We start from the raw sequence: 21,643 nt of genomic DNA on the forward strand, positions 1-21,643 counted from the left end.
TGGCCGGTCTCAGCGATGGCGCAGGCGGCGGTTGACGCGGCGGGCGAGATAGTCGCCGGCCGTCTGCACCGTCTGCACCAGCGCGATTAGGACGACGACGACCGCGAGCATCATCTCGGGCATGAAACGCTGGTAGCCGTACCGGATGCCGAGGTCGCCCAGCCCGCCGCCGCCGACCGCTCCGACCATCGCCGAATAGCCGAGCAGGCTGACGACCGCGAGTGTCAGCGCAAGCACCAGGCCGGGCAGCGCTTCCGGAATAAGGACCTTGAGCACGATTTGCAGAGGGCTGGCGCCAAACGACGACGCGGTCTCGATCAAGCCGGCATCGACCTCGCGGATCGCCGCCTCGACCAATCGCGCGATGAACGGCATCGCGGCGATGGTCAACGGCACGATCGCCGCGCCCGAGCCGATGGAGGTACCCGCGATCAGGCGCGTGAACGGAATGATGGCAACCACGAGGATGATGAACGGCGTCGAGCGTGTCGCATTGACGATGATGCCCAGCACGCTGTTGACCGCCGGCGCTGCGAACAACTCTCCTTTGCGGCTGGTGGCCAGGAAGACGCCGATCGGAAGCCCGAACGCGGTGGCGATCAATGCAGCGATCGACACCATGAACAGGCTTTCGCCGGTGGCCTGAACGATCAGGTTGATGAGTTCACGCGACATAGCCGAGACGTTCCACCGGGAGGTTGTTCTGGGAGAGATATGACGCGGCCTTGTCGGCGGCGGCCTCGCCGCCGGGAATGCCCAGCGACAGCGAGCCGACGTGTTGACCGCCGATCTCATCGATCCGCGCCGACAGCAGCGCGATGTCGATCGAGAGGTCGCGTGCAAGGCGGGCGACGATAGTGTCGCCGGCATCCGCTCCGCGAACCTGGATGCGAATGACGGCGCGACCACCGGCAACCGGCTGTGGCTGCAAGCGGCTTGCAAGCGACACCGGAACGCTGTCGCCGATCACCTCGGAGAGGAATGCCTGCGTGACCGGATGCGCGGGATGCGTGAAGATGTCGGCGACGTGACCACGCTCGACGATATGACCGCCGTCGATCACCACGACTTCCTTGGCGAGCTGACGCACCACCGACATTTCGTGGGTGATCAGGACGATGGTGACGCCAAGCTCGCGATTGATATTGGCCAGGAGATCAAGGATCGAACGGGTTGTTTGCGGATCGAGCGCCGACGTCGCCTCGTCCGACAGCAGGACGTTCGGCCGCGTCGCCAGCGCGCGGGCGATGCCGATGCGCTGCTTCTGGCCGCCCGACAGCTCGGACGGGTAGCGATCATATTTGTCCGCGATGCCGACGAGCTCGAGCAGCTCGGCGACGCGGACCGCAATGTCGCGCCTCGACCAGCCCGCGATCTCGAGCGGCAGCGCGACATTGTCGGCGGCCGTGCGCGACGAGAGCAGATTGAAATGCTGGAAGATCATGCCGATCGAGCGCTGCGCCAGGCGCAGATCACGGCCCGAAAGTCCGGAAATATCGCGGCCATCGACGACGACACGGCCGCTCGATGGTTTCTCCAGCCCGTTGATCAGCCGCACCAGGCTGGACTTCCCGGCACCGGAACGCCCGATCACACCGGTGATCGAGCCGCGCGGAATCGCGAAGTCGATGTCTTTCAGCGCCTGCACGCTCGGCTTGTCGCGGTAAGCTGGGTAGGCTTTCGAGACCCGCTCGAACCGGACCATGGCATCCGCCGTGGCCCGCGGATGCGCCAATGGCGACAGCGTCTCGACAGGTTCCGCTGCCGTCAGGGATTGATGCACGTTCATTCAGTCAGTCCATAAGGTCGCTTTGGTCGCCACGCGCGCAGTCGCGCCTCAATGACCAAAGAGCAAATAGCTGCGGTCGACGCCGCGGCGCTCGCTGGTCTCATCGGTCCAGCCCACGGCCCGGCGATAGCTGCCCATGCTGTCCGTTTGCTTGAGCGCAACGAGGTCGATCGGCTGCGCCTGATCCGCAAAGGGCGAAACATAGAGCGCATCCTCGGGACAATAGAGCTCGCAGAGGAAGCAGGTCTGGCAATCGCCTTGCCGGGCGATTACCGGAATTCCGTCCGTCTTGTCAAACACGTTGGTGGGGCAGACGTTGACACAGATATCGCAGGACGTACAGCGCTCGCCGTCGATAACCTCGATCACTCCGCAGCCTCCGCATAGCCGGCCTCGGCATGAGGCCGGGCCGAGGTCCAGATCTCGTCGAGGCCGCCGGTCGTCACATAATGCCGCTGCCGGCTGTCCTGATCGGGGAAGTCGTCGCGGCGATGCATGCCGCGGCTTTCCTGACGGGCGAGCGCGCTGCGGTACATCCACCGCGCGGTCGCCAGCATCGCGGCGGCCTCGCGCGCCCGCATGATCTCGGATCTATCGGCGGCGTCCGCTTCCGAAACATCGCGCCACGCCGCGTCGAGACGCCTGAGCGCACCCTGCAAGCGCGATGCCTCGCGGAAGTAGTTCAGCTCGTACGGGAAGACCTCAGCCTGAACGGCCCGCGCCAGAGCGGCCGGCGCGAATGCACGGCGCTGCCGGCTTCGAAATGCCACGGCGCCCGCGGACGACAATTTACGCTTGGCAGCTGGTCCGACCTGAGCGGCATAGTCAGCGGCGCCCTGCCCGGCCCAGGCTCCCGACGACATCGCCCAGGCGGCATTGTGGCTGCCGCCACCGGTGAAGCCACCGCAGATCAATTCGCGCGTCGCCGCGTCGCCGGCGGCATAGAGCCCTGGCACGCTGGTGGCGCAACTGTCGTCAACGATACGAAGCCCGCCGGTCCCCCTGACGGTGCCCTCCAGCCGCAACGTCACGGGAAAGCGGTCCGTGAATGGATCGATCCCGGTGCGGTCGAACGGCAGGAAGAAATTCGGCTGCGATACGCGCATATGATGCCGCACATCGTCATCCGCCTTATCCAGCCTGGCATAGACCGGGCCCTCGAGCAGGGCGCGCGCAATCGCCGATCGCCCGCCCTTCGACGCCGTGCCGGGCACTACGCTGCCGTCGTCATAGGTGAAACTGGCCCAGCCGTAGAACAATGTCTTGGTCACCGAGCCGAACGCCGGTGAGATCGCGTAAGGGTTGGAGAACTCCATGCTAGTGAATTCGGCACCGACCTCCGCGGCCATCAGATAGCCATCGCCGGTCAGCACATTCGATCCGAGCGTCTTGCTGAGGAATGCACAGCCGCCGGTGGCGATTACGACCGCCTTGGCCCGCACCGTCCAGCGATCCTGCTTCTGCCGGCGCACGCCGCTGGCGCCGGCGACGGCCCCGTCGTCGTCGACGAGCAGTTCAAGCGCCGGGCTGTGGTCGAGAATGGTGACGCCGGCCTGCTTGGTGCGCTTGCGCATCAAGCGCATGTATTCGGGGCCCTGCAGCGAATTGCGTTGCGACGTGCCGCGGTCGTCAACCGGATAGGGATATCCCCAATCGGCCAGGCGATTGCTGTGCTGATAGGTGCTGTCGAGCACGCGCGCCATCCAGCGGCGATCCTGGAGATAGCCGCCCATCCTCTCGCGATTGGCCATCGCGGCCTCGCGCAGGGCCGAATCCGGATCAACGTACCAGACGCCCGTTCCCGCCGCGGCGGTGGCGCCCGAGGTGCCGCAAAATCCCTTGTCGGCGAGCACCACCCGCGCGCCGCGCTCGGCGGCGCTGACCGCGGCCCAGGTCCCCGCGGGGCCACCACCGATCACCAGAACGTCGGCCTCGAACGCGACCGAGCCTTCAGGCGCGGACACGCGTTCGGCGCGATGGGTTGGATTCGGCATGATGGAAAGCTCCAGGCGGATCGGTCACGGCGCAAGGCGCGCGCCCACGACACATCGTTGCGCGCGCGAGCCCGGCTGGCAATTTCAGATATTTGCGGTGAGTTGGACGAAGCTTTCACCTGCCCTGCTGCGCAAAGAAAATTCGTGTCGCCGCATGCCGGATGTTGCGTCATCGGCGGACAACGCGATACGAGCTTGCGCACAAGGCTCGCCGGCGGGGACGGATATTTCTTTTTGCGCGCTCCGGGCCGCGATGCATTTTCCCGCGCGCATCGTGCGGATATCTAGCGACAAGCACCACCGCAGATACGGCCGCCATGTCTCATCGTCAGCTTCACCTCAACGTCAACCTTCTGCATTCCGGCGTCTACGCGTCGGCCTGGCGATTGCCCGACAGCGACCCGCGCGCCTGTTTCGACGTCAGCCACTACGTGCGCGTCGCCCAGATCGCGGAGCGCGGCAAGCTCGATGCAATCTTCCTGGCCGACACGCCCGCCATCACCGACCGCATCGATTACCGCTCGTTCATGTCGCTGGAGCCGACCATCGTGCTGGCAACCGTTGCCGCCGCGACCAGCCATATCGGGCTGATCGCGACGGCGTCGACGACCTACAACGAGCCCTACAACATCGCGCGCCGCTTCGCGACACTGGATCTGGCGAGCGGCGGCCGCGCCGGCTGGAACGCCGTGACCACGGCCGATGCCTCAGCCAGCCGCAACTTCGGCCTTCCCACCGTGCTTGAGCACAAGGCGCGCTACGACCGTGCCAAGGAGTTCGCCGAAGTCATCCATGCATTGTGGGACAGCTGGGAAGACGATGCCTTTGTCGGCGACAAGGAGGCGGCGCGATTCGTCGACACGACCAAAGTCCACCCGATCGGACATCGCGGCAGCCACTACAGCGTGGCCGGCCCGCTCAACGTCCCGCGTTCGCCGCAGGGACGTCCCGTCACCGTTCAGGCCGGCGGATCGAGCGACGGCCGCGACCTCGCCGCCGCGCAGGCCGAAGCGGTGTTCACGCTGGCGCAAACCATCGACGAAGGCGTCGCCTATGCGCGCGACCTGCGTGCCAGGGCCGCCGCCTACGGCCGCGCCGGAGGCTCCATCGTGATTCTGCCTGGACTCGCGACCGTCATCGGCAGCACGGAAGCGGAAGCCAAGCGGCGCCAAGACGAGCTCTGGGAGCTGGTTCCGATCGAATACAGCCTCGCGCGACTGGCCGGCACATTGCAGGTCGATCCAGCTATTCTTGATCTCGACAAGCCCCTGCCCGATCCTCTGCCGCTGCCGGCCAACGCCAACCACACCATGTTTCAGGGAACGGTCAACATCGCGCGCCGTGGCAATCTCACCGTCCGTCAATTGCTGCGCGCGCTCGGTGGCGGCGTCGGCCACCGGATCATCGTCGGCACGCCCGAGCAGATCGCCGACGACATCGAGGCTTGGTTCAAGGCAGGCGCGGCCGACGGCTTCAACCTGATGCCGGACGTGTTGCCGACCGGGCTCGACGTGTTCGTCGACACCGTGGTGCCGATCCTGCAGCAACGGGGGCTGTTCCGGCGCGATTACGCGGGCACCACCCTGCGCGAGCATTTTGGATTGCCGCGACCGGTCAGCCGCTTTGCGCGACAACCGGCGACCGCCACCAGCGCCTGACGCATCAGCGCGAGCCGGCCAGATGTGCCGGATTGTCATCGGCGGGTGACTGCGCACGAACGCGCGGGATGACCTCTTTCGCAAAGCGCTCCATCTCGGCCTCGAACGGCTGGAACTGCAACATGAAGAGTTCAATGCCGGCGGCATGGAAGCCCTGGATGCGGGCCGCCACCTCGTCGTAGCTCCCGACCAATCCCGCAGCCGTCCCGCCATTGCTGCCAACCCGCGCCGATTTCTGCATCGTCTGCATCATCACCACCTTGGGATCGGTGTTTTGCTTCTGGATCGCCTTCATGGGCGTATCCTTTCTGGAGAGCTCGAGCAGCCGCTCGTAGGCGGCCTCGGCCTCAGCCCGGGTCTGGCGCGCAATCACGAAGGCGGACAGCCCGAAGCGAAGCGGAACCGTGGCTCGCGGCCGGGCGGTCACGTCGGCGATCAGGCCAGCGACGTCGTCGAGCGGCTGTCCATTGATGAACCAGAAATCGCCGTGATCGGCGACCAATGCGCGCGCCGGCTCGGATTCGCCCCCGACATAGATCAACGGCCGCCGCCGGTAGAGGCTGCCGGGCCGCAACACATAGTCCCTGACATCGAAGTGCTCACCCTTGTAGGTCAGCCGTCCGCCCTGCATCAGGCGCGACACCACGGTGATCCACTCGCGGCCGTAGGCATAGCGGGCGTCATGCTCCGCAAAGCCGATACCGGCCTTGTCGAGCTCGGGCCGGTTCCAGGCATTGACCAGATTGATCGCGAAGCGGCCGCGACTGATGTTCTCGATCCCGAGCGCGAGCTTCGCCAGCACGACCGGATGATAGAGATAGGGCTTGATGGCGGCGATGATCTCGATCCGGCTGGTCAGCGCGGCAAGTGCGGCAGCCGCGCTCCAGGCTTCGAGCTGATCAAGATCCTCCTGATGCGGATTGATCGTGTGCTGCGCGATGAGCGTGGAGTCGTAGCCGAGCGCCTCGGCCGCGATCACGAGGTCGCGATTGCGTTCCCATGATGCATCATAGGGCTCCTGGGGATCCTGATAGGCAGCGCGCGAACCGTGCACCAGCGCCCAGACCCCGAAGCGAAGCGGTCGTATCGTCATTGGCGATCTCCGAATTGCACCTTGTCGCTCCGCTTTTTCAGGAAGACGCGGCTGGAGATCAAGCAACGTCACATCAAAAGATTTTCCTTGCCGCGCCGCGCGCGCGGACAAATCAGAAAACTCCAAATCTCCCGACAATTGAAAAACCGCTCTATTTCTGTTGGCGAAAAATCGTGGGACAGTTTGCGTCATCTGAACGATCCCAGTTCGACCGCAGTCGAATGCGCAACTGAGCAACGATCATCACTCCAGGCCGACATCCATGAACAAGCCCATATCAGCCACCTCCCTGCAGCCGTCCGATCGCCTGGATAGCCAGTCCCCTGACATCGATGCGCTGCTGAGCCGTATCGCCGAGGGGGCAGCTCATCGCGAGCGTGAACGCATTCTGCCCTTCGCCGAGGTCGATCTCATTCGCAAGGCGCGTCTGGGGGCACTGCGGCTTCCGGCGGATGTCGGCGGCGCGGGCGCGTCGATCCGCACGCTGTTCGAACTCGTGATCCGGCTCGGCGCCGCGGACGCCAACGTCGCGCATATCCTGCGCAACCATTTCAGCGTGGTCGAACGGCTGGTGCGCCGTCCGAGGGACGAGCAGCACGCGGCAATGGCAGAAGGCCGTCGCCGACGGCGCGATCATCGGGCTCGCGGCCACCGAACTCGATACCCCGAAGGTCGGCAATGTCACGCCGAACACCACACTGACCGCCGACGGCGACGATTATCTACTTAACGGCACCAAATACTACAGCACCGGCACGCTCTATTCCGACTATGTGCTGGTGCGCACTGCCGATACGACAGGCGCCAATGCGGCGGTGCTGATCCCGGTCAACCGCGAGGGTATCGAGCTGATCGACGATTGGGACGGGCTTGGCCAGCGGCTGACCGCAACCGGGACCACGCACTTCCGCAACGTGCGCGTCAAGCGCCAGGAGGCAGTGTTCGACGCCCCCGACGCCGGCTACGGCATTGCCTACTCCAACACATTCGCGCAGCTATTCCTGACCGCGATCAACGCCGGCATCGCGCGCGCGGTGCTGCAGGACGCGGCCGAACTGGTGCGATCGCGCAAGCGCACATTCTACTATGCACCGAGCGAGATACCGGCGGACGACCCGTTGCTGCAGCAGACCGTCGGCCAGATCGCCAGCGGCGCGTTTGCGGCCGAGACCGTGGTGCTCGCGGCGGCGGAGGCCCTCGACGCCGCCACCGATGCATTCGACGCCGGCGATCCCATTGCGATCGACGCCGCGCACAAAGCCGCGCTGCTCTCGGCAAAAGCCAAGATTGTCGCCGATGAGCTGGCGATCCGCAGCGGCAGCCTGCTGTTCGATGTCGGCGGAGCGTCCGCCACCAAGAAGGCGACCAATTTCGACCGCCACTGGCGCAACGCGCGGACCCTGGCCTCGCACAACCCGAACACCTCCAAGGCCCGGTCGATCGGCCAATATGAGATCAGCGGCACGCCGCTACCCGCCAAGGGCTTCTTCTGATCGGAAGCAGATCCGGCGGCGACGAGAGGGAGAGACCCGATGAGCAAGCCGGACATCCATTTGGTCGACGCGGATCACGAGATCGAGCTGCAGTTTCGGCTGGTGATGCGCCGCCTCGCCGGCGGCGTCTGCGTCATCACCGCGGGACGCGGCGATGACATCACCGGGATGACCGTCACCTCGCTGACGTCGCTGAGCGCCTCGCCGCCTCGGCTCCTGGTCAGCATCAACCGGCAGGCCTCCTCTTTTGAGCCGATCGCCCGCCATCGGGTATTCGGTGTCAACATCCTCGGCTCGGACCAGCAGGCGCTGGCGGAACGGTTCAGCGACATCCACCTGAAAGGCAGGCAGCGTTTCGACGGAACGGCCTGGACCCCCGGTGCTTCCGGCGTCCCGCTGCTGGAACATTCGCTTGCCACGGTTGAATGCCAGGTGGAGGAGATCATCGAACGGCACTCTCACGGCATCATCGTGGGTCGCCTTTCCAGCATGGACGTGTCGCACCGCCTGTCCGGCCTCACCTACTGGAACGGACAGTATGTTCAGATCGATCACGAGGCTGACCTCGATCTGCTCGCCGAAGTCAGTATTCCGCTGGCCCACGTCCGCTAGGACAAGGAGAGGCATGCCGTGAAGCGCGAAATGCCGCCACAGTCACCACCATCATCGGCCGGCGTTGCCGGCAGCCCGCCAGGCCGCTGGCAGCTCGACCGGATCGTCGCCGAGCTGCGCGTCTCCAGAGAGGAGACCCACAGCATTCGGCGCGACGGCGATCCGCGGCGCGCCCCATCGCGCGATGCGCTGGAAGCGATCCTCGACGGCCTCACCGAGGCGCTGTTCCCGCGGCACTACGGCCAATCGGATCTCGACGGCGAGAACATCGACTATTTTGTCGGCAACACCTTGAGCATCGCGCTGGATTCGCTCAACGCGCAAATCCACCGCGCCGCGCTGTTCGTCGACGACGAACTTGAACCGGGTTTCCAGCGCCATGACGCCGTCGAACTGACGCGCGCATTCGCCGCGCAATTGCCGCAAGTGCGCGGGCTTCTTGTCAACGATCTGCGCGCGGCCTTTGTCGGCGATCCGGCGGCGCGAAACTTTCCGGAGATCCTGATCGGCTATCCCGGCATGACCGCGATCATCCACCACCGCCTTGCTCATCTCCTGTACCGGCTCGGCGCGCGGCTGGTGGCACGCCTGATGGCGGAGATCGCGCATGCCTCGACCGGCATCGATATTCATCCCGGCGCCAGCATCGGCTCAGGCTTCTTCATCGATCAGGGCACCGGCGTCGTGATCGGGGAAACCGCGATCATCGGCGACAATGTCCGCATCTACCAGGCCGTTACGCTCGGCGCACGGCATTTCCCGACCGACGACGAAGGCAGCCTGATCAAGGGTGACGCGCGTCATCCGATCGTCGCGGACGACGTCGTCATCTATGCCGGCGCCACCATCCTGGGCCGCATCACGATCGGCCGCGGCTCGACTATCGGCGGCAATGTCTGGCTGACCCGGGACGTCCCGCCGAACAGCGTGGTGACCCAGGCCACCGCGCGCAACACGCCGGGCGGCGGCAACGCTTCCGCCTAGAGCGTTTTCGAGCGAAGTGGACACCGGTTCGCGTGAAGAAAACGCGTCTAAACAACAAACTAGAGCTTCGATTCTGATTCCATCAGAACCGAAAAATGCTCTAGCCAGCCACCGGCGCCTTCCAGCGCGTGAAGTGCCGTTCGATCGCCTCGAGAACGGCATTGAATGACAGACCGATCACCGTGATCCCGAGAATGCCGAAGTACATCTGCGGGATCAGGAAGCTGTACTGGCTGTTGATGATGAGATAGCCAAGGCCGGCCTTGGCGCCGACCATCTCGGACGCCACCAGCACCAGCATGGCCGATGCGCTGGCGAGGCGAATGCCGACGAAGATGGTCGGAAGCGCGGCCGGCAAGATCACCTTGCGGAACAGTTGCTGCGGCGTCGCGCCCATGGTCCGCGCCGACTTGATCAGCAGCGGATCGACCTGCTTCACCGCAGCAACAGTGTTCAGCAGCAGTGGCCAGGCGCAGCTATAGATCACCATCATGATCTTTGACAATTCGCCGATCCCGAGCAGCAGAATGAACACGGGCAGCAGTGCCAGCGGAGCCGTGTTACGGCAGATCTCGATGAACTGGTTCAGGAGATCGCCAAGCCGGCTGTACCAGCCGACGACGAGCCCGAGCGGGACAATCAAGACGACCGAGATCAGAAATCCGCTCAGCGCGCGCAGCAGGCTGGCGGAGACGTCGTCGTAGAGTTCGCCGGTTTGCGCAAGCTGCCAGCCGGCCGCGATCACCTCCGAGAATGGCGGCAGGAACACCGCATCGATCAGCCCGAGCCGCGGCACCGCCTCCCAGGCGGCCAACAGGATGATCACCAGCAACGAGCGATGCCCGAGTGTAGCCAGGCCGCGAAGCGCCATGCGCAACCGATCGGTGAATGGCGGCCGGCGAGCCTGGAACTGCTCGCGGCGCCCCTGCGCGAGCTCGAGCAATGTCAGCATTTCGAGACTAGACATGGGCAATCTCCGCCACTTCGTGACCCGGACGACGCACACCAGCGGCGTCAGCCAACTGGCCCTGCTGGGCCCTTTGCACCTCGTCGCGGAGCAGGCTCCAGACCTCATGCCTCACCTGACCGAACTCCGGCAGCGCGCGAACGTCTTCGGATTCGCTGCGCAAGCGCTCGGGAATGTCGATGATCTCCTTGATCCGGCCCGGGCGCGACGTCATCACCGCGACGCGCTGACCGAGCACCACGGCCTCGTCGATGCCATGGGTGATGAAGACGATCGTCTTGCCCGTGGCGCGCCAGATCCGCAGCAGCTCGCCTTGCAGCGTTTCGCGCGTCTGCGCATCGAGCGCGGCGAACGGCTCGTCCATCAGCAGCACCTCTGGGTCGTAGGCGAGGCTTCGCGCGATCGCGACGCGCTGTTTCATGCCTCCGGAGAGCTCATGCGGATAGCGATCGGCAAAACCGGACAGGCCGACCAGATCAAGAAATTGCCGCGCGACCTCACGTCGCTGCCCGGCCTTGAGGCCGGCGATATCGAGCCCAAACTCGACATTCTGCGCCGCGGTCCGCCACGGAAACAGCGCGTATTGCTGGAACACGATGCCGCGGTCGCGTCCCGGCCCGGTGATCGGCTGGCCGTCGAGCAGAATGCGGCCGCTGGTCGGCGTGGTGAGCCCGCCCAGGAGGTCAAGCAAGGTGGATTTTCCGCAACCGCTCGGGCCGACCAGCGCCAGGAATTCGCCAGAGCGAACGTCCAGCGTGATATCTTCCAGCGCCGTGAAGCGGCCCGCCGGCCGGCCGCCCTCGCCCCTTGTCACGAATTCCTTGCGAACCTGCTCGAAGCGGATCTTGACCGAGCTCGTCATCGCGCCTCCGCCGTCTTGCCGGGACGGAAATAGTTGAACTCGTTGGTATAGGTATCTGACGCCTTGAGCTGCCCCGGCTTGAACAAGCCGTCCTTGACGAGCCAGTCGATCCAGATCTGGATTTCACCGTCGGAGATCAGGCCGCCCTTCGACGCGACGCCGGTGCTCTTCCAGTATTTGATCGGGGAGGCATCCTCATTGCGCTTGCGTTCCGCGACGATCTTCTCGAACCGGGCCCGCACCTCCTCCGGCGGCGTGGTCTGCGCCCATTGGATCGCGCGCGAGATGCCCTCGACCAGTTTGCGCGACGCATTGGGATTGTCCTTGATGAATTTGTCCCGCAGCACATAGGCGCCGCCGGTGAACTGGCCGAACAGATCGGTATCGTTGAACAGCGAATGGATGCCGCCCCGCTCCAGCGCCTTGTCGCGCAGCACGCCGCTGAGCGTACTCACTTCAACCTGGCCTTGGCGCAACACCTGCTCACCGGTCACCGGCGGTATCGCCACCAGCGTCACCTGCCTCGCCTCGCTGGCACTGAGGCCATTCCGTGCCAGATATTCGCGGAGCACGAATTCGAGATGGGCGCCAAGCGTATTGACCGCAACCTTCTTGCCGATCAGGTCGCGCGCCGTCTTGATCGGACTGTCGTCCTTGACGAAGTAGCCCTGATAGGTGTTGGCATCGGAGCCGTAGTAGCCGATCACCGCCTTGATCGGCGCTTTCGCCGCGATCAGCTTGAGAATTGCGCCATAGAACGCACCGCCGATGTCGGTATCGCCGGTGACGACAGTCTGGATGTCTTGCGGCCCGCTGATCGTGTTGCCGACCCATTTGAGCTTCAGCGGCGCGAGATAGCCGAGGTCATCGGCCAGTTCCGTGAACGTCACCTGGCCGGCCCAGCCCTGGTAGCGAATCTCGGTCTTCTCGAGCGGCGGCTCGGCAAAGGCCGGAGCCGCCAGCCCGAGTGCCACGGCGCCGGCCAGCGTGAACCGCGCCGCCGCGCGCGCGGCGAAACGTCGGGCGCGCAGGATTCGGATCAATGCATTCATGTTTCGCAACTCCCCTCGATCCGACCGGATCATGCCGCCTTCGCGGCCTGCTGCTTCGGTGCCTTGATACGCGTCACGCTGTGGCGACCGTCGATCGATACCGGAACTTCGCCGTCGATCGTGGCGCGGCGCACCACGCGGTGCTGATCACCATAGTCATTGACCGCATAGTGCTGGGTTGCCCGGTTATCCCAGATCGCGACGTCGCCGGCCTTCCAGTTCCAGCGCACGGTGTTCTCCGGTGCCGTGACATGCGACTGGAACAGGTCGAACAGCTTCTGGCCGTCATATTTCGGCAGGCCGACAAAGCGCTGCACGAAATTGCCGAGCACCAGCGTCCGCTCGCCGGTCTCGGGGTGAACGCGCACCACGGGATGCTCGGTCTCGTAGATCGTGCCGGTGAACACTTCATCGAAATGCTTGCGGTCGGCCTCGCTTGCGCGCGCCTTGACGGCATGGTCATAGGCGTTGCTGTGAACGGCCCAAAGCTCGTCCGCGAGCCGCTGCAGCGGCGCCGGCAGGTCGAGATAGGCCGCGGCCGTATTCGACCAGATGGTATCGCCGCCATAGGGCGGAATCACCACCCCGCGCAGCACCGAGATCTTCGGATAGGCATCGACGAACGTCACGTCGGTGTGCCATTGGTCGGCCCGGCCGCCGCCGCGTCCCGAATCCAGCTCCAGGATCGAGGATGTCCCCTTGATCGCGCCGACCGTCGGATGCGGCACCAGCTTGCCGAGCCGCACCGCAAAGCGTTCCTGCTCGGAATCGTCGAGATGCTCCTAGTCGCGGAAGAAAATCACCTTGTGCTCGAGCAGCACCTGGTTGATGGCGCGGATCACCTCGTCGGACAGATCACCCGACAGCTCGACGTTCCTGATCTCCGCTCCAAGCCTCGCCGCACGCTTGACGATATCGGCGCGCGGAATGACGTTATCGATGACAGTCGTGTTGCTCATGATCGTGTTCTCACCGCGATCTCCCAGACAAGGCTCCGCCATGCGCCGGTCGCGGGAACGACGGCGGAGACAAACAAACCGGCTTGATGGTGCAGACTCTACTCGGCCGCGACGTGCTCCGGTGGGCGCCAGACCGCCGGCGCATAAAGCTCGGCACCAAAATCGTCGGCGATCGGTCCATTGATGCGCGCCTCATGCGCCGCCAGATCGGCCAGGAACAGATCGCGGCTGATCCGCGCCACAACAGCGGGAATGTCGCGCTTGAAGCTCGGGACATCGCCGACCGGCAGGCCGAAGCTGACGAAGGCTGCCGGGTTGAAGACATGGATATTCTTCAGGAACGGCGCGCGGCCAGGCTCCCTCTCCAGATATTCATGCCCCGATCCCAGATAGGGATACGCCGCGAGAGTCTCATCGCTCTCCTGGTCACGCGGCGTGAAGCGGTCGCGCCACAGCAGGATCTCATCGGCGAAGTCGCGAAGCTCGGTCTGCGCGCCGAGGTCCACGGCATATCCGGTACCGGCGATGGCAAACTCGAACCCGAATTCGCCCTGCGGCGTCACCGCGACGGGACGCCCGCCCTCGAGCCTCACCGCGGTCCACGGCGCGCCCAGATGGAGATGGAAATTGGGAAACGCGACGGCGCGCGAGATTGCGTCCGGCGGCGGGGTCGAACCTGCCCCGCGGAAGCGGATCGCCTGCTGCCAGCGCACGGCATCCGGCAGAGCCCCGTAATTGTCGTAGGCCCCCGGATACCCGCGGATCCGGATCACCGGAAGCGAGGCCAGCGTCTCGCGCCGCGCATAGAGGTGGACGTCGCGCGCTCCGGCTTCCAGCGCGACGGCAGCGGCATCGAACGCCGACGCAGCGCTTCCAATCACCGCCACCGATCGGCCTCGTAGCGTCCTGAAGTCGATCCTCTCGGACGTATGCGCATGAATTTGTTTCGGCAGATTGCGCAGCGCGTCCGGAATGATGGCGCCCCCGCTTCCGGCAAAACCGGTCGCAAGCACAAGTTTTCGCGCAGTCTCGACCGTCACGCGGCCGCCTTGCTCCAGATGCAACCGCAGATGCTCGCCCGCCGGCTCGATCCGAACCAGCCGCGTCGCGTAACGGACCGCTACACCGGTGACCTTGCGGTACCAATCGAGATAGGCCGCCCAGTCGAGCCGCAGAATACGATCGAGCGCATCGTAGGCGGCGGCACCGTAGCGCGCCTCGTACCACGCCTGGAACCCGAGACCGGCCAGACCAAGCTCCGGGCCCGGCAGGGTCTTCGGCGTGCGAAGCTTGTGCATGCGCGCACTCGTCAACCACACGCCGGACTCGGTGCCGCCAGCCGCAGCATCGATCACCGAGACCTTCCCGATCCCTGCCCGCCGAAGCGCGAACGCAAACGCCGAGCCGGATTGTCCACCGCCGACGACGACCACATTGTGATCGATCCCGTCCAGATCGGGCACCCAGTTTTGCGGATCGGGTCCGATCAGGCGCAACGCCTCACGGGCAACACTGTCGGGGTCGGATTGCGGCATGATGATCGGCCTCGCTTTGACGTTGCAAATCGTAAAAGCGATCGATCGCCAGTCAATGAAACGAAACCAGCTTTGTTTTTCACGGCACGCAATGATCGCTTCGTCGCCGACGCAGGCGTTGAAATATTTGCGACGGCCGTCGCTTTCCTCGCCGTTTCGGCGTGCGAGATCAGAACGACTGAAGCGTCTGACACGCAAGAACGGCACGAGCGACCTGCTGATTTCTTCGCGACGGCTGCACTCGCCTATCATCGCCGATCAACTCACAAGCTTCATGCTGGCTTCCGAGGCAACAATGCAAGTTCATTTCATCGACAGGCTTGCGATCACCGACGTAGAGTCAAAGCATGGCTTGCACGCCGAAGTGCACATAGCGCCGCAATCTTGGACTATAGGACACGCCGCAAATGAGTGGTGTCATTAGCCTCGAACACGATACGCCCGAGCTGGCTCGCTCCTATGATGAAGCGGGGCTGGTTCAGTTCCGTCACGGCAAGTTCCTGATCGGGCCATTGGCGATCAAGACCGGCGAGCGTGTGCTCGATATCGGGACGGGCACCGGCCGGCTCGCCGAATTCGTCGCCGGCCTGGTCGGACCGAATGGCCGGGTGATCGGCATCGATCCGCTCCCGGGCCGCATCGAGATCGCGCGACTTCGTCAGTCGGATCATCTTCAATTCCACACCGGCCGGGCCGAGGACTTATCAGGCTTCGGCGACGGCCAATTCGATGCGGTCTATCTCAACAGCGTCTTCCATTGGGTTGCCGACAAGCGCGGCGCCTTGCGGGAAATCCATCGTGTGCTCAAGCCCGGCGGCCGCCTCGGGCTCAACGTGCAGGACCCGACCCGTCCGCATCAGTCCCGCGCGCTGCTGCGCCGGGCCATCGCTGAGACTGGACTCGCCGATCATCGCCAGGATTCCAATCCGGTGCTCGGCCTGACCGATGAAGAACTCAGATCACTGTTCGCAGCCGGCGGCTTCGCCGCCTACCGCAGCGAGCCGCGCACGCTGACCGACGTGCACGAGGACGTCAATTCGCTGCTGCGATGGTCGGAAGCCAGCGCCTTCGGCAACTTCCTCGAGGCGTTCTCACCATCCGAACGCGAACAGATCCGCGGCGCGCTTGCCCGCCTCGTCGAAACGAAACGAACACCGGAAGGGCTGCCGCTGGAGCGTTACCTGCGTTTCGCGTTTGCACACAAGCCGTCAACCGGCAATTGACCACCCCAACATTCCGCGAGCCGCAGGCATGAGCGATCGACAGCTGTCTCTCAATCTCTTCATCTATCCGGGCGGCCATCACGAGGCGGCCTGGCGCTACAAGGGCTCCGCTGCGGAGCGGATCCTCGACGTCACCTACTACCAGGAGCTGGCGCAGAAGGCCGAGGCGCACAAGTTCGACGCGATCTTCTTTGCCGATGGGCCGGCTCTCGCCGACAATGTCCGCTATGCGCAGCGCTTCCGCTTCGAGCCGATCACCTGGCTTGCCGCCATCGCGGTCGCCACCAGGCGCATCGGCCTGATCGCAACCGCGTCGACGACCTACACCGAGCCTTACAATCTTGCGCGTCTGTTCGCCTCGCTCGACCATCTCAGCGGCGGCCGGGCCGGCTGGAACATCGTGACGACGAGCACGGCGCAGGCGGCACAGAACTTCGGCCTGCCCGAGCATCCTCCGCATCATGAACGATACGAACGGGCGCGCGAGTATCTCGATGTCATCACCAGGCTGTGGGACAGCTGGGAAGACGACGCACTGATCAACGATCCCGTCTCGGGCGTTTTCGCCGACACCGACAAGATCCACGCCGTCAATCACGTCGGAAAGCACTTTCGCGTCCGCGGTCCCCTCAATATCTCGCGGACGCCGCAGGGACGGCCGGTCTATGTGCAGGCCGGCTCGTCCGACGACGGCCGCGCCTTTGCCGCACGGTTTGCCGAAGCCATTTTCACGGCACACCAGACCCTGACGAGCGCCCAGGAATTCTACGCCGATATCAAGCGGCAAGCCCGTGCCTTCGATCGCAGTCCCGATCAGATCAAGGTCCTGCCGGGCATCAGTCCCTTCATCGCCAGTACGCAAGCCGAAGCGGATCGGCTGCAGGACGAGTTCAACGAACTGATCCAGCCGGAATATTCACTGACCCAGCTACGCCAGATGATCGGGCTCGATCTCGCCGGCTTGGACCTTGACGGCCCGTTCCCGCGCCATCTGATCGACACCAACGGTGCGCGCGGCGTGGCCAGCCGCTTCAAGCTGGTGGTCGACATCGTCGATCGCGAGAAGCCGACGATCCGCCAGCTCGTCCAGCGTCTGGCCGGCGCCCGCGGCCACTGGGTGATTGCAGGCCCGCCGGAGAAAATCGCCGACAACATCCAGACCTGGTTCGAGAACGGCGCCGCCGACGGCTTCAACGTGATGCCGCCCTGGCTCCCCGGCGGATTCGACGTCTTTGCCGAGCAAGTCGTCCCGATCCTGCGCAAGCGCGGCCTGTTCCGCGACGACTACGCCGGCGCGACACTGCGCGACCATTATGGCCTGCACCGGCCGCCGAGCGTCTTCTCCAGCTGCATTCAAGCGATCGCGTGATCGCCCGACGTTTCTCAAGTGGAGCAAATCGGAGAAAATCGGCGACGAGACGCGTTTAGCGCTCGACCGCGACCGGGCCATCTCAGCCTGCGATGGCGACGGTCCCGTGTGGATGAAAGAGTTGCCCCGCTCATGGTGGGAACGCCAGCGGCGGCAGCCGCTGCATCCAGGGCTGCACGCGTTCCAACTGACTGGCAAGCTGCAGTAGAAGCGCCTCGTTGCCGAACGCTGCGATGAACTGGACGCCGAGCGGTAGGCCCTCGGCCGTCCAATGCAGCGGCACGCTCATGGCCGGCGTCCCTGTCAAATTGGCGAGTTGTGTAAAGGGCACGAGCGTCAGGTTCTGGCGCGCCAGGTTGGCAAGCGCTCCCTCCATCAGGCCGATGCGAGCCATGACACCCAACAGTCCGCTCTTCAGCAGAAACGACAAGACGGTCCGCTGCGCGGCAGGCATCACTGTCATGGCGTGGTCGACCGGCGGAAAGGCGATCGTTGGTGTCAGGAAGAGGTCGTAACGCCGGTGAAACTGGCCGAGAGCGCGCCCAAAGTCGTTCCAGCGCCGATGACTGCGCACATACGCTCCTGCACTGGCGGCTTTGCCCAATGCTTCGAGGAGAAGGGTCGCCAACTCGAAATCTTCGGTCTTGGCACCGGCTTCGCGGGCATCGGCGAGGGTTGCCGCAACCTGGCCGAAATACATCTCGAGATAACAGCGCGCGAGGGCCAGTCCGTCGTAGCTCGGACGATCCTCGACCACCTCGTGTCCAAGTGAGGTGAGGAGTTTCGCCGCTTCGGTAACGGCCGCTACGGCCTCTGGATGCACGTCGGTGTCCAGCGGAGACATCGCGCTAAACGCCACGCGCAGCCGCCGCGGCTCGCGCGCGGCCATCTCGACAAAGGGGGCCGCGGGCGGTGCAACGACGAACGGATCGCCGTCCGCGGGTCCGGAAAGCACGTCGAGCGCCAAAGCTGAGTCACGTACGCTGCGCGTCAGCACGTGATCGCTCGAAGCGCCCTCCCAGATTTCGCTGACACCCGGCCCGGGCGGAACGCGGCCGCGCGAGGGCCGCAGCCCGAACAAGCCGCAACAAGCGGCCGGATGCGGATTGAACCGCCGCCATCGTTGGCTCCAGCCATTGGCACGATCCCCGCGGCGACAGCAGCAGCTGAGCCGCCGCTGGAGCCGCCGGACGTGCGCGAAAGATCCCAGGGATTTCGCGTCACGCCGAACGCCTTTGGATCGGTAACCCCCTTGAGCGCCAACTCCGGCGTGTTCGATTTGCCGATAATGACGGTGCCGGCGTCGATGAGGCGCTGCACGAACGTGGAATGCTGCTTGGGTATGATGTGGCGGAACGCGCGGCTGCCATTGGAAGTCGGGAGACCGGCATAATCCTGGATCGCGTCCTTGATGAGCAGAGGAACACCGGCAAGAGGCCCGACAAGAAACTGTTTGGCGCGCGCCCGCGCCTCAGCCGCCATCGTCAGATTGACGGCGTTGAGCTTTGGGTTCAAGCGCGCGAGTTGGGCCTCGGCGATCTCCAGAAGCTCCGTGACCGAGACCTCACCGGCCCTCACCAGACGGGCGAGTTCTGTTGCGTCCGACTGGAGATATTCAGGCACGCTGAGGGTCACGACGGCATGCTCTCCAGTAAAGATGCTTCAGATCGTGCTTGACGACCGCATCAACGACCAGCGTCGTCGCCTTGCCGAGCATTCCCCTGCCATTCATATGCTCGGCCAGCATCTTGGAGAAAGATGGAATGTCGCTTTCACGCAGGTGGGTCTCGTTAGACCATAGCCCCGCTTCGACCAGCGCGGGACTATGCTGGAAGCGGTATTCATCGACATGCAGAACCATGCCGAGTTTAGGCGCCTTGCCCTGTACAGCGACTGACTCCAGCAGGCTCGGCTCAGTCGTCAGCCAGCAGCGACCGTCAACTATCAGTACGATGGGCGAGCCCGGGATCAGAAAAGCGACCGTCACCGCCTCATGCGCGAGTATGTTGGTGAGCGTGCACGCGACCTTGTTGCCGGGCCGCTCGGGGATCAGAAGCGTGCCGGGGTCGAGTGCCAGAACAAAGCCGTCCGGATCGCCGCGCGGCGAGAGCTCCGTCTTGCCGGCGGGATCTTGCGTGAGCATCAGCAGATAGGGAGAACGTGAGACGAATGCCAAGGCCGCGTCGAATCCACCCGGGCGATGCGGAGCCAGGCGTCCTGCAGCGCCTCGCCAGCCAGCTCGGCCGATCCGAGCCGTCTTGCCAGCCGTCGCTTGAGTTCATCATAGCGCTCGACCAGCAGGCGTCTTATCAGCGTCAGGGACGCCTCGGTCATGGTGCCGCGCTGGCGCGACGCGCCGGAGAACCAGTACAGCCCATCGTCGTGCCAGATCCCTGCGGGACGACCACCAGGGTAACCGGCTGGGCAAGGCCCGCCGGCGGCGGCGCGTCGACCTGCATCCGCCGCAGCGCGTGATCGATGCCCGCATCGACCGCGGCGCTGCCCGCCGAGCCCAGCCGCGCGAACCGCTCCACGTTGCCGGCCGGATCGATCCAGAACTGCAGCGCGATCCGATAACGGCCCGGCCGTGCATCGGCCTCCGCACACAGTGCGGCCCGAAGGCCGGTCTGCAGCCGCGCATAATAATGATTCACCGGAACCGGCAGCGCCGCCTGCGCCGTGGCCGGTGCGGGATAAAGTACGAAAGACGTCTCTCCGACCACACGCGCCGACAGACCGCTGCCCGCAAGCAGACGCGCAAGCGCTGTGTCCGCGCTCATGGGCCCGCGCACGGCGCTGGAATGCAGTCCGGCCGTCAGGTTGCTGTTGTAGAGGACGTTCCGGCCAGCCACGGCACCATACTGCTCGAGCGCGGCCGCCAACGGCTGGGCTGTGATATCAAAGTCGATCTGCGCCTCCTGTGCCGACACTTTCTGCGGCGCCAGGACAAGACAGACGCCGAACATCAGAGCACGGCACAGCCGAGCGCTCGACGCTCGCGCATCGGGGGTCAACTCGGCTCCTCGCGTTTACAAGCCTGTCATGGTCCGGCGGGGACGATAGGCAGGCTGTGTAACAATCTCATGTCAGGGTCGGATGGCCGACATGCCCCGAAGCGGATGCGGACCCGGCCGCCGCCCGTGCCCTGCCGGACAAGAGCGCGGCATCAGGTAAGTCGACGACGGGCCCTGCGATCAGCGGCTGTTCTGAACGCTGCCAGCCAAACTTCTGGGCGGCACAACCGCAAGGGGTCGGCATTGCTTTGATCGACACGGTTGGAAGATAGGCAAAGAAAAAGTCGCGCAGCAATCTGGCCGCACCAGTCCTTCAACAAGAACCGTCGCACGAGACCCATTTGTTCTCGGCGACCACTCCGCGAAGGTCCTGGAAAATAAGGATTTTCCTTTGGTGGGCGCAACCTGGGACCCGCTGATTAAGAGTCAGCTACGGGTCCAGTATTTCAATGACTTGCAGGTCGCACCGCAGGGCTTATCCGACCGAAGATGGGGATTCGTCGTGGCTCGCCCAAGTTAGAAGCGTGGCCTCGGGAGCGTTACCACTTTTCCAAGCCTATCGTTAGAGTAGGCCGAATACAGCTCAAGTTCACCGCAGCGAGATTGTGAGCCCGCCGAGGTTTGCGGCAAATTCCAGTCCTGCTTTCGGCCCTTTGAGCGTAAGCAGAACACCGCGTTCATTTCGCATACTCACACCGCCTACGCCGGCGGCCCACGCACCGCCTCCTCCGACCAACGTATAGCTGCCGGCGAAATCGTTGACTTCCCTGATGCCTGAGGCGGTGCCTTCCAGCCAGGTCACTGACGCGCCCGCGCTTATGCCGAGGCTGAAGCCGGACACGATGAACCGATAGTGCCGCCCACGGTAGGTGAGCGTGCCGTTCCCGCCGCCACCACCCACGACGAGAGCCGCCTTCACGAACTTGACCTGGACATGGCCGGTCGCCTGTGCGGAGCATGGCGTGACCGACAGGATCATCGCCACAAGCGCCAGTGTGACGGGACGGACCATGAATCGCATCGCTGCAACCCTCTCCTA

The 21,643-nt window shown here is 64.6% G+C and carries 19 protein-coding genes and 3 pseudogenes; 7 read left to right on the forward strand and 15 right to left on the reverse strand.

Features of this window, described 5'->3' with window-relative positions; genetic code table 11:
- Window positions 1–9: 9 nt before the first annotated feature.
- From ACVIGB_RS16225 to ACVIGB_RS16240, 4 genes are read right to left on the reverse strand one after another with little or no spacing between them, the layout of a single operon-like run.
- A complete protein-coding gene (locus ACVIGB_RS16225; RefSeq protein ID WP_092115686.1) occupies window positions 10–675 on the reverse strand; it encodes a methionine ABC transporter permease in 666 nt (221 codons plus the stop codon).
- Window positions 665–1,789, reverse strand: a complete 1,125-nt coding sequence (locus ACVIGB_RS16230; RefSeq protein WP_456721870.1) for a methionine ABC transporter ATP-binding protein — start codon at window positions 1,787–1,789, stop codon at window positions 665–667. The genes ACVIGB_RS16225 and ACVIGB_RS16230 overlap by 11 nt, the downstream gene beginning before the upstream one ends.
- A 48-nt stretch (window positions 1,790–1,837) precedes the next feature.
- Window positions 1,838–2,158 (reverse strand): ferredoxin family protein, encoded by a 321-nt coding sequence (locus tag ACVIGB_RS16235; RefSeq protein WP_342712280.1) that lies wholly within the window; start codon window positions 2,156–2,158, stop codon window positions 1,838–1,840.
- Window positions 2,155–3,783 (reverse strand): FAD-dependent oxidoreductase, encoded by a 1,629-nt coding sequence (locus ACVIGB_RS16240; RefSeq protein WP_456721869.1) that lies wholly within the window; start codon window positions 3,781–3,783, stop codon window positions 2,155–2,157. The genes ACVIGB_RS16235 and ACVIGB_RS16240 overlap by 4 nt, the downstream gene beginning before the upstream one ends.
- Window positions 3,784–4,100: 317 nt before the next feature.
- Between ACVIGB_RS16240 and ACVIGB_RS16245 the strand changes: the two genes are divergently transcribed.
- Complete coding sequence (locus ACVIGB_RS16245) at window positions 4,101–5,441, forward strand: LLM class flavin-dependent oxidoreductase (protein WP_456721868.1); 1,341 nt, start codon at window positions 4,101–4,103, stop codon at window positions 5,439–5,441.
- A 4-nt stretch (window positions 5,442–5,445) separates the two neighbouring features.
- Here ACVIGB_RS16245 and ACVIGB_RS16250 read toward each other — a convergent pair whose 3' ends face one another.
- Complete coding sequence (locus tag ACVIGB_RS16250) at window positions 5,446–6,534, reverse strand: LLM class flavin-dependent oxidoreductase (RefSeq protein WP_456721867.1); 1,089 nt, start codon at window positions 6,532–6,534, stop codon at window positions 5,446–5,448.
- Between the two features lie 262 nt (window positions 6,535–6,796).
- Here ACVIGB_RS16250 and ACVIGB_RS16255 point away from each other — a divergent pair.
- From ACVIGB_RS16255 to epsC, 3 genes and pseudogenes are all read left to right on the forward strand, one after another.
- Window positions 6,797–8,027, forward strand: a pseudogene (locus ACVIGB_RS16255) (acyl-CoA dehydrogenase family protein).
- Between the two features lie 39 nt (window positions 8,028–8,066).
- Window positions 8,067–8,639, forward strand: a complete 573-nt coding sequence (locus ACVIGB_RS16260) for a flavin reductase family protein (RefSeq protein ID WP_456721865.1) — start codon at window positions 8,067–8,069, stop codon at window positions 8,637–8,639.
- Window positions 8,640–8,669: 30 nt separating this feature from the next.
- Window positions 8,670–9,623 (forward strand): serine O-acetyltransferase EpsC, encoded by a 954-nt coding sequence (epsC, locus tag ACVIGB_RS16265; RefSeq protein ID WP_456725159.1) that lies wholly within the window; start codon window positions 8,670–8,672, stop codon window positions 9,621–9,623.
- A 100-nt stretch (window positions 9,624–9,723) separates the two neighbouring features.
- On the opposite strand, the gene ACVIGB_RS16270 is transcribed toward epsC, so the two are convergent.
- The 5 genes and pseudogenes from ACVIGB_RS16270 to ACVIGB_RS16290 form a co-directional block, all read right to left on the reverse strand.
- Window positions 9,724–10,590, reverse strand: coding sequence for an ABC transporter permease (locus tag ACVIGB_RS16270; protein ID WP_456721864.1), 867 nt, complete (start codon window positions 10,588–10,590; stop codon window positions 9,724–9,726).
- Window positions 10,583–11,452, reverse strand: coding sequence for an ABC transporter ATP-binding protein (locus ACVIGB_RS16275; RefSeq protein WP_456721863.1), 870 nt, complete (start codon window positions 11,450–11,452; stop codon window positions 10,583–10,585). The genes ACVIGB_RS16270 and ACVIGB_RS16275 overlap by 8 nt, the downstream gene beginning before the upstream one ends.
- Window positions 11,449–12,504 (reverse strand): ABC transporter substrate-binding protein, encoded by a 1,056-nt coding sequence (locus tag ACVIGB_RS16280; RefSeq protein WP_456721862.1) that lies wholly within the window; start codon window positions 12,502–12,504, stop codon window positions 11,449–11,451. The genes ACVIGB_RS16275 and ACVIGB_RS16280 overlap by 4 nt, the downstream gene beginning before the upstream one ends.
- A 29-nt stretch (window positions 12,505–12,533) precedes the next feature.
- Window positions 12,534–13,463: pseudogene (locus tag ACVIGB_RS16285) on the reverse strand (TauD/TfdA dioxygenase family protein).
- 98 nt (window positions 13,464–13,561) lie between these two features.
- Entirely contained in the window at window positions 13,562–14,998 is a 1,437-nt protein-coding gene (locus tag ACVIGB_RS16290; RefSeq protein ID WP_456721861.1) for an FAD-dependent oxidoreductase, read from the reverse strand.
- Here ACVIGB_RS16290 and ACVIGB_RS16295 point away from each other — a divergent pair.
- The 3 genes from ACVIGB_RS16295 to ACVIGB_RS16305 are packed head-to-tail and all read left to right on the forward strand — an operon-like array spanning window position 14,997 to window position 17,590.
- Window positions 14,997–15,422 (forward strand): hypothetical protein, encoded by a 426-nt coding sequence (locus ACVIGB_RS16295; RefSeq protein WP_456721860.1) that lies wholly within the window; start codon window positions 14,997–14,999, stop codon window positions 15,420–15,422. The two genes, ACVIGB_RS16290 and ACVIGB_RS16295, sit on opposite strands and share 2 nt — an antisense overlap.
- Entirely contained in the window at window positions 15,406–16,221 is an 816-nt protein-coding gene (locus ACVIGB_RS16300; RefSeq protein ID WP_456721859.1) for a class I SAM-dependent methyltransferase, read from the forward strand. The genes ACVIGB_RS16295 and ACVIGB_RS16300 overlap by 17 nt, the downstream gene beginning before the upstream one ends.
- A gap of 28 nt (window positions 16,222–16,249) precedes the next feature.
- Window positions 16,250–17,590: an LLM class flavin-dependent oxidoreductase gene (locus ACVIGB_RS16305; RefSeq protein ID WP_456721858.1), complete on the forward strand. Its 1,341-nt coding sequence runs from the start codon at window positions 16,250–16,252 to the stop codon at window positions 17,588–17,590.
- Window positions 17,591–17,720: 130 nt separating this feature from the next.
- On the opposite strand, the pseudogene ACVIGB_RS16310 reads toward ACVIGB_RS16305, so the two are convergent.
- From ACVIGB_RS16310 to ACVIGB_RS16330, 5 genes and pseudogenes are all read right to left on the reverse strand, one after another.
- A pseudogene (locus ACVIGB_RS16310) lies at window positions 17,721–19,225 on the reverse strand (amidase).
- Window positions 19,206–19,766 carry a pyridoxamine 5'-phosphate oxidase family protein gene (locus tag ACVIGB_RS16315; protein WP_456721857.1) on the reverse strand — a complete coding sequence of 187 codons (561 nt, stop codon included), beginning with the start codon at window positions 19,764–19,766 and terminating at the stop codon, window positions 19,206–19,208. Before ACVIGB_RS16315 ends, ACVIGB_RS16310 begins: the two are co-directional and overlap by 20 nt.
- The gene (locus ACVIGB_RS16320) at window positions 19,733–19,924 is read right to left on the reverse strand and encodes a hypothetical protein (RefSeq protein ID WP_456721856.1); all 192 of its coding nucleotides are present in this window, start codon (window positions 19,922–19,924) and stop codon (window positions 19,733–19,735) included. Before ACVIGB_RS16320 ends, ACVIGB_RS16315 begins: the two co-directional genes overlap by 34 nt.
- Complete coding sequence (locus ACVIGB_RS16325) at window positions 19,921–20,604, reverse strand: TonB family protein (RefSeq protein WP_456721855.1); 684 nt, start codon at window positions 20,602–20,604, stop codon at window positions 19,921–19,923. The genes ACVIGB_RS16320 and ACVIGB_RS16325 overlap by 4 nt, the downstream gene beginning before the upstream one ends.
- Window positions 20,605–21,193: 589 nt before the next feature.
- Window positions 21,194–21,625: a hypothetical protein gene (locus ACVIGB_RS16330; RefSeq protein WP_456721854.1), complete on the reverse strand. Its 432-nt coding sequence runs from the start codon at window positions 21,623–21,625 to the stop codon at window positions 21,194–21,196.
- Window positions 21,626–21,643 lie beyond the last annotated feature (18 nt).

Source organism: Bradyrhizobium sp. USDA 4341 (assembly GCF_054063755.1).

What these genes read in the sequence shown, in the direction of transcription:
- ACVIGB_RS16260 (WP_456721865.1), top strand. Translation starts at nt 8,067, where the DNA reads ATGAGCAAGCCGGACATCCATTTGGTCGACGCGGATCACGAGATCGAG.
- ACVIGB_RS16270 (WP_456721864.1), bottom strand. Translation starts at nt 10,590, where the DNA reads ATGTCTAGTCTCGAAATGCTGACATTGCTCGAGCTCGCGCAGGGGCGC.
- ACVIGB_RS16330 (WP_456721854.1), bottom strand. Translation starts at nt 21,625, where the DNA reads ATGCGATTCATGGTCCGTCCCGTCACACTGGCGCTTGTGGCGATGATC.
- ACVIGB_RS16225 (WP_092115686.1), bottom strand. Translation starts at nt 675, where the DNA reads ATGTCGCGTGAACTCATCAACCTGATCGTTCAGGCCACCGGCGAAAGC.
- ACVIGB_RS16230 (WP_456721870.1), bottom strand. Translation starts at nt 1,789, where the DNA reads ATGAACGTGCATCAATCCCTGACGGCAGCGGAACCTGTCGAGACGCTG.
- epsC (WP_456725159.1), top strand. Translation starts at nt 8,670, where the DNA reads ATGCCGCCACAGTCACCACCATCATCGGCCGGCGTTGCCGGCAGCCCG.
- ACVIGB_RS16250 (WP_456721867.1), bottom strand. Translation starts at nt 6,534, where the DNA reads ATGACGATACGACCGCTTCGCTTCGGGGTCTGGGCGCTGGTGCACGGT.
- ACVIGB_RS16320 (WP_456721856.1), bottom strand. Translation starts at nt 19,924, where the DNA reads ATGACCGAGGCGTCCCTGACGCTGATAAGACGCCTGCTGGTCGAGCGC.
- ACVIGB_RS16295 (WP_456721860.1), top strand. Translation starts at nt 14,997, where the DNA reads ATGATGATCGGCCTCGCTTTGACGTTGCAAATCGTAAAAGCGATCGAT.
- ACVIGB_RS16275 (WP_456721863.1), bottom strand. Translation starts at nt 11,452, where the DNA reads ATGACGAGCTCGGTCAAGATCCGCTTCGAGCAGGTTCGCAAGGAATTC.
- ACVIGB_RS16245 (WP_456721868.1), top strand. Translation starts at nt 4,101, where the DNA reads ATGTCTCATCGTCAGCTTCACCTCAACGTCAACCTTCTGCATTCCGGC.
- ACVIGB_RS16280 (WP_456721862.1), bottom strand. Translation starts at nt 12,504, where the DNA reads ATGAATGCATTGATCCGAATCCTGCGCGCCCGACGTTTCGCCGCGCGC.
- ACVIGB_RS16240 (WP_456721869.1), bottom strand. Translation starts at nt 3,783, where the DNA reads ATGCCGAATCCAACCCATCGCGCCGAACGCGTGTCCGCGCCTGAAGGC.
- ACVIGB_RS16300 (WP_456721859.1), top strand. Translation starts at nt 15,406, where the DNA reads ATGAGTGGTGTCATTAGCCTCGAACACGATACGCCCGAGCTGGCTCGC.
- ACVIGB_RS16290 (WP_456721861.1), bottom strand. Translation starts at nt 14,998, where the DNA reads ATGCCGCAATCCGACCCCGACAGTGTTGCCCGTGAGGCGTTGCGCCTG.
- ACVIGB_RS16305 (WP_456721858.1), top strand. Translation starts at nt 16,250, where the DNA reads ATGAGCGATCGACAGCTGTCTCTCAATCTCTTCATCTATCCGGGCGGC.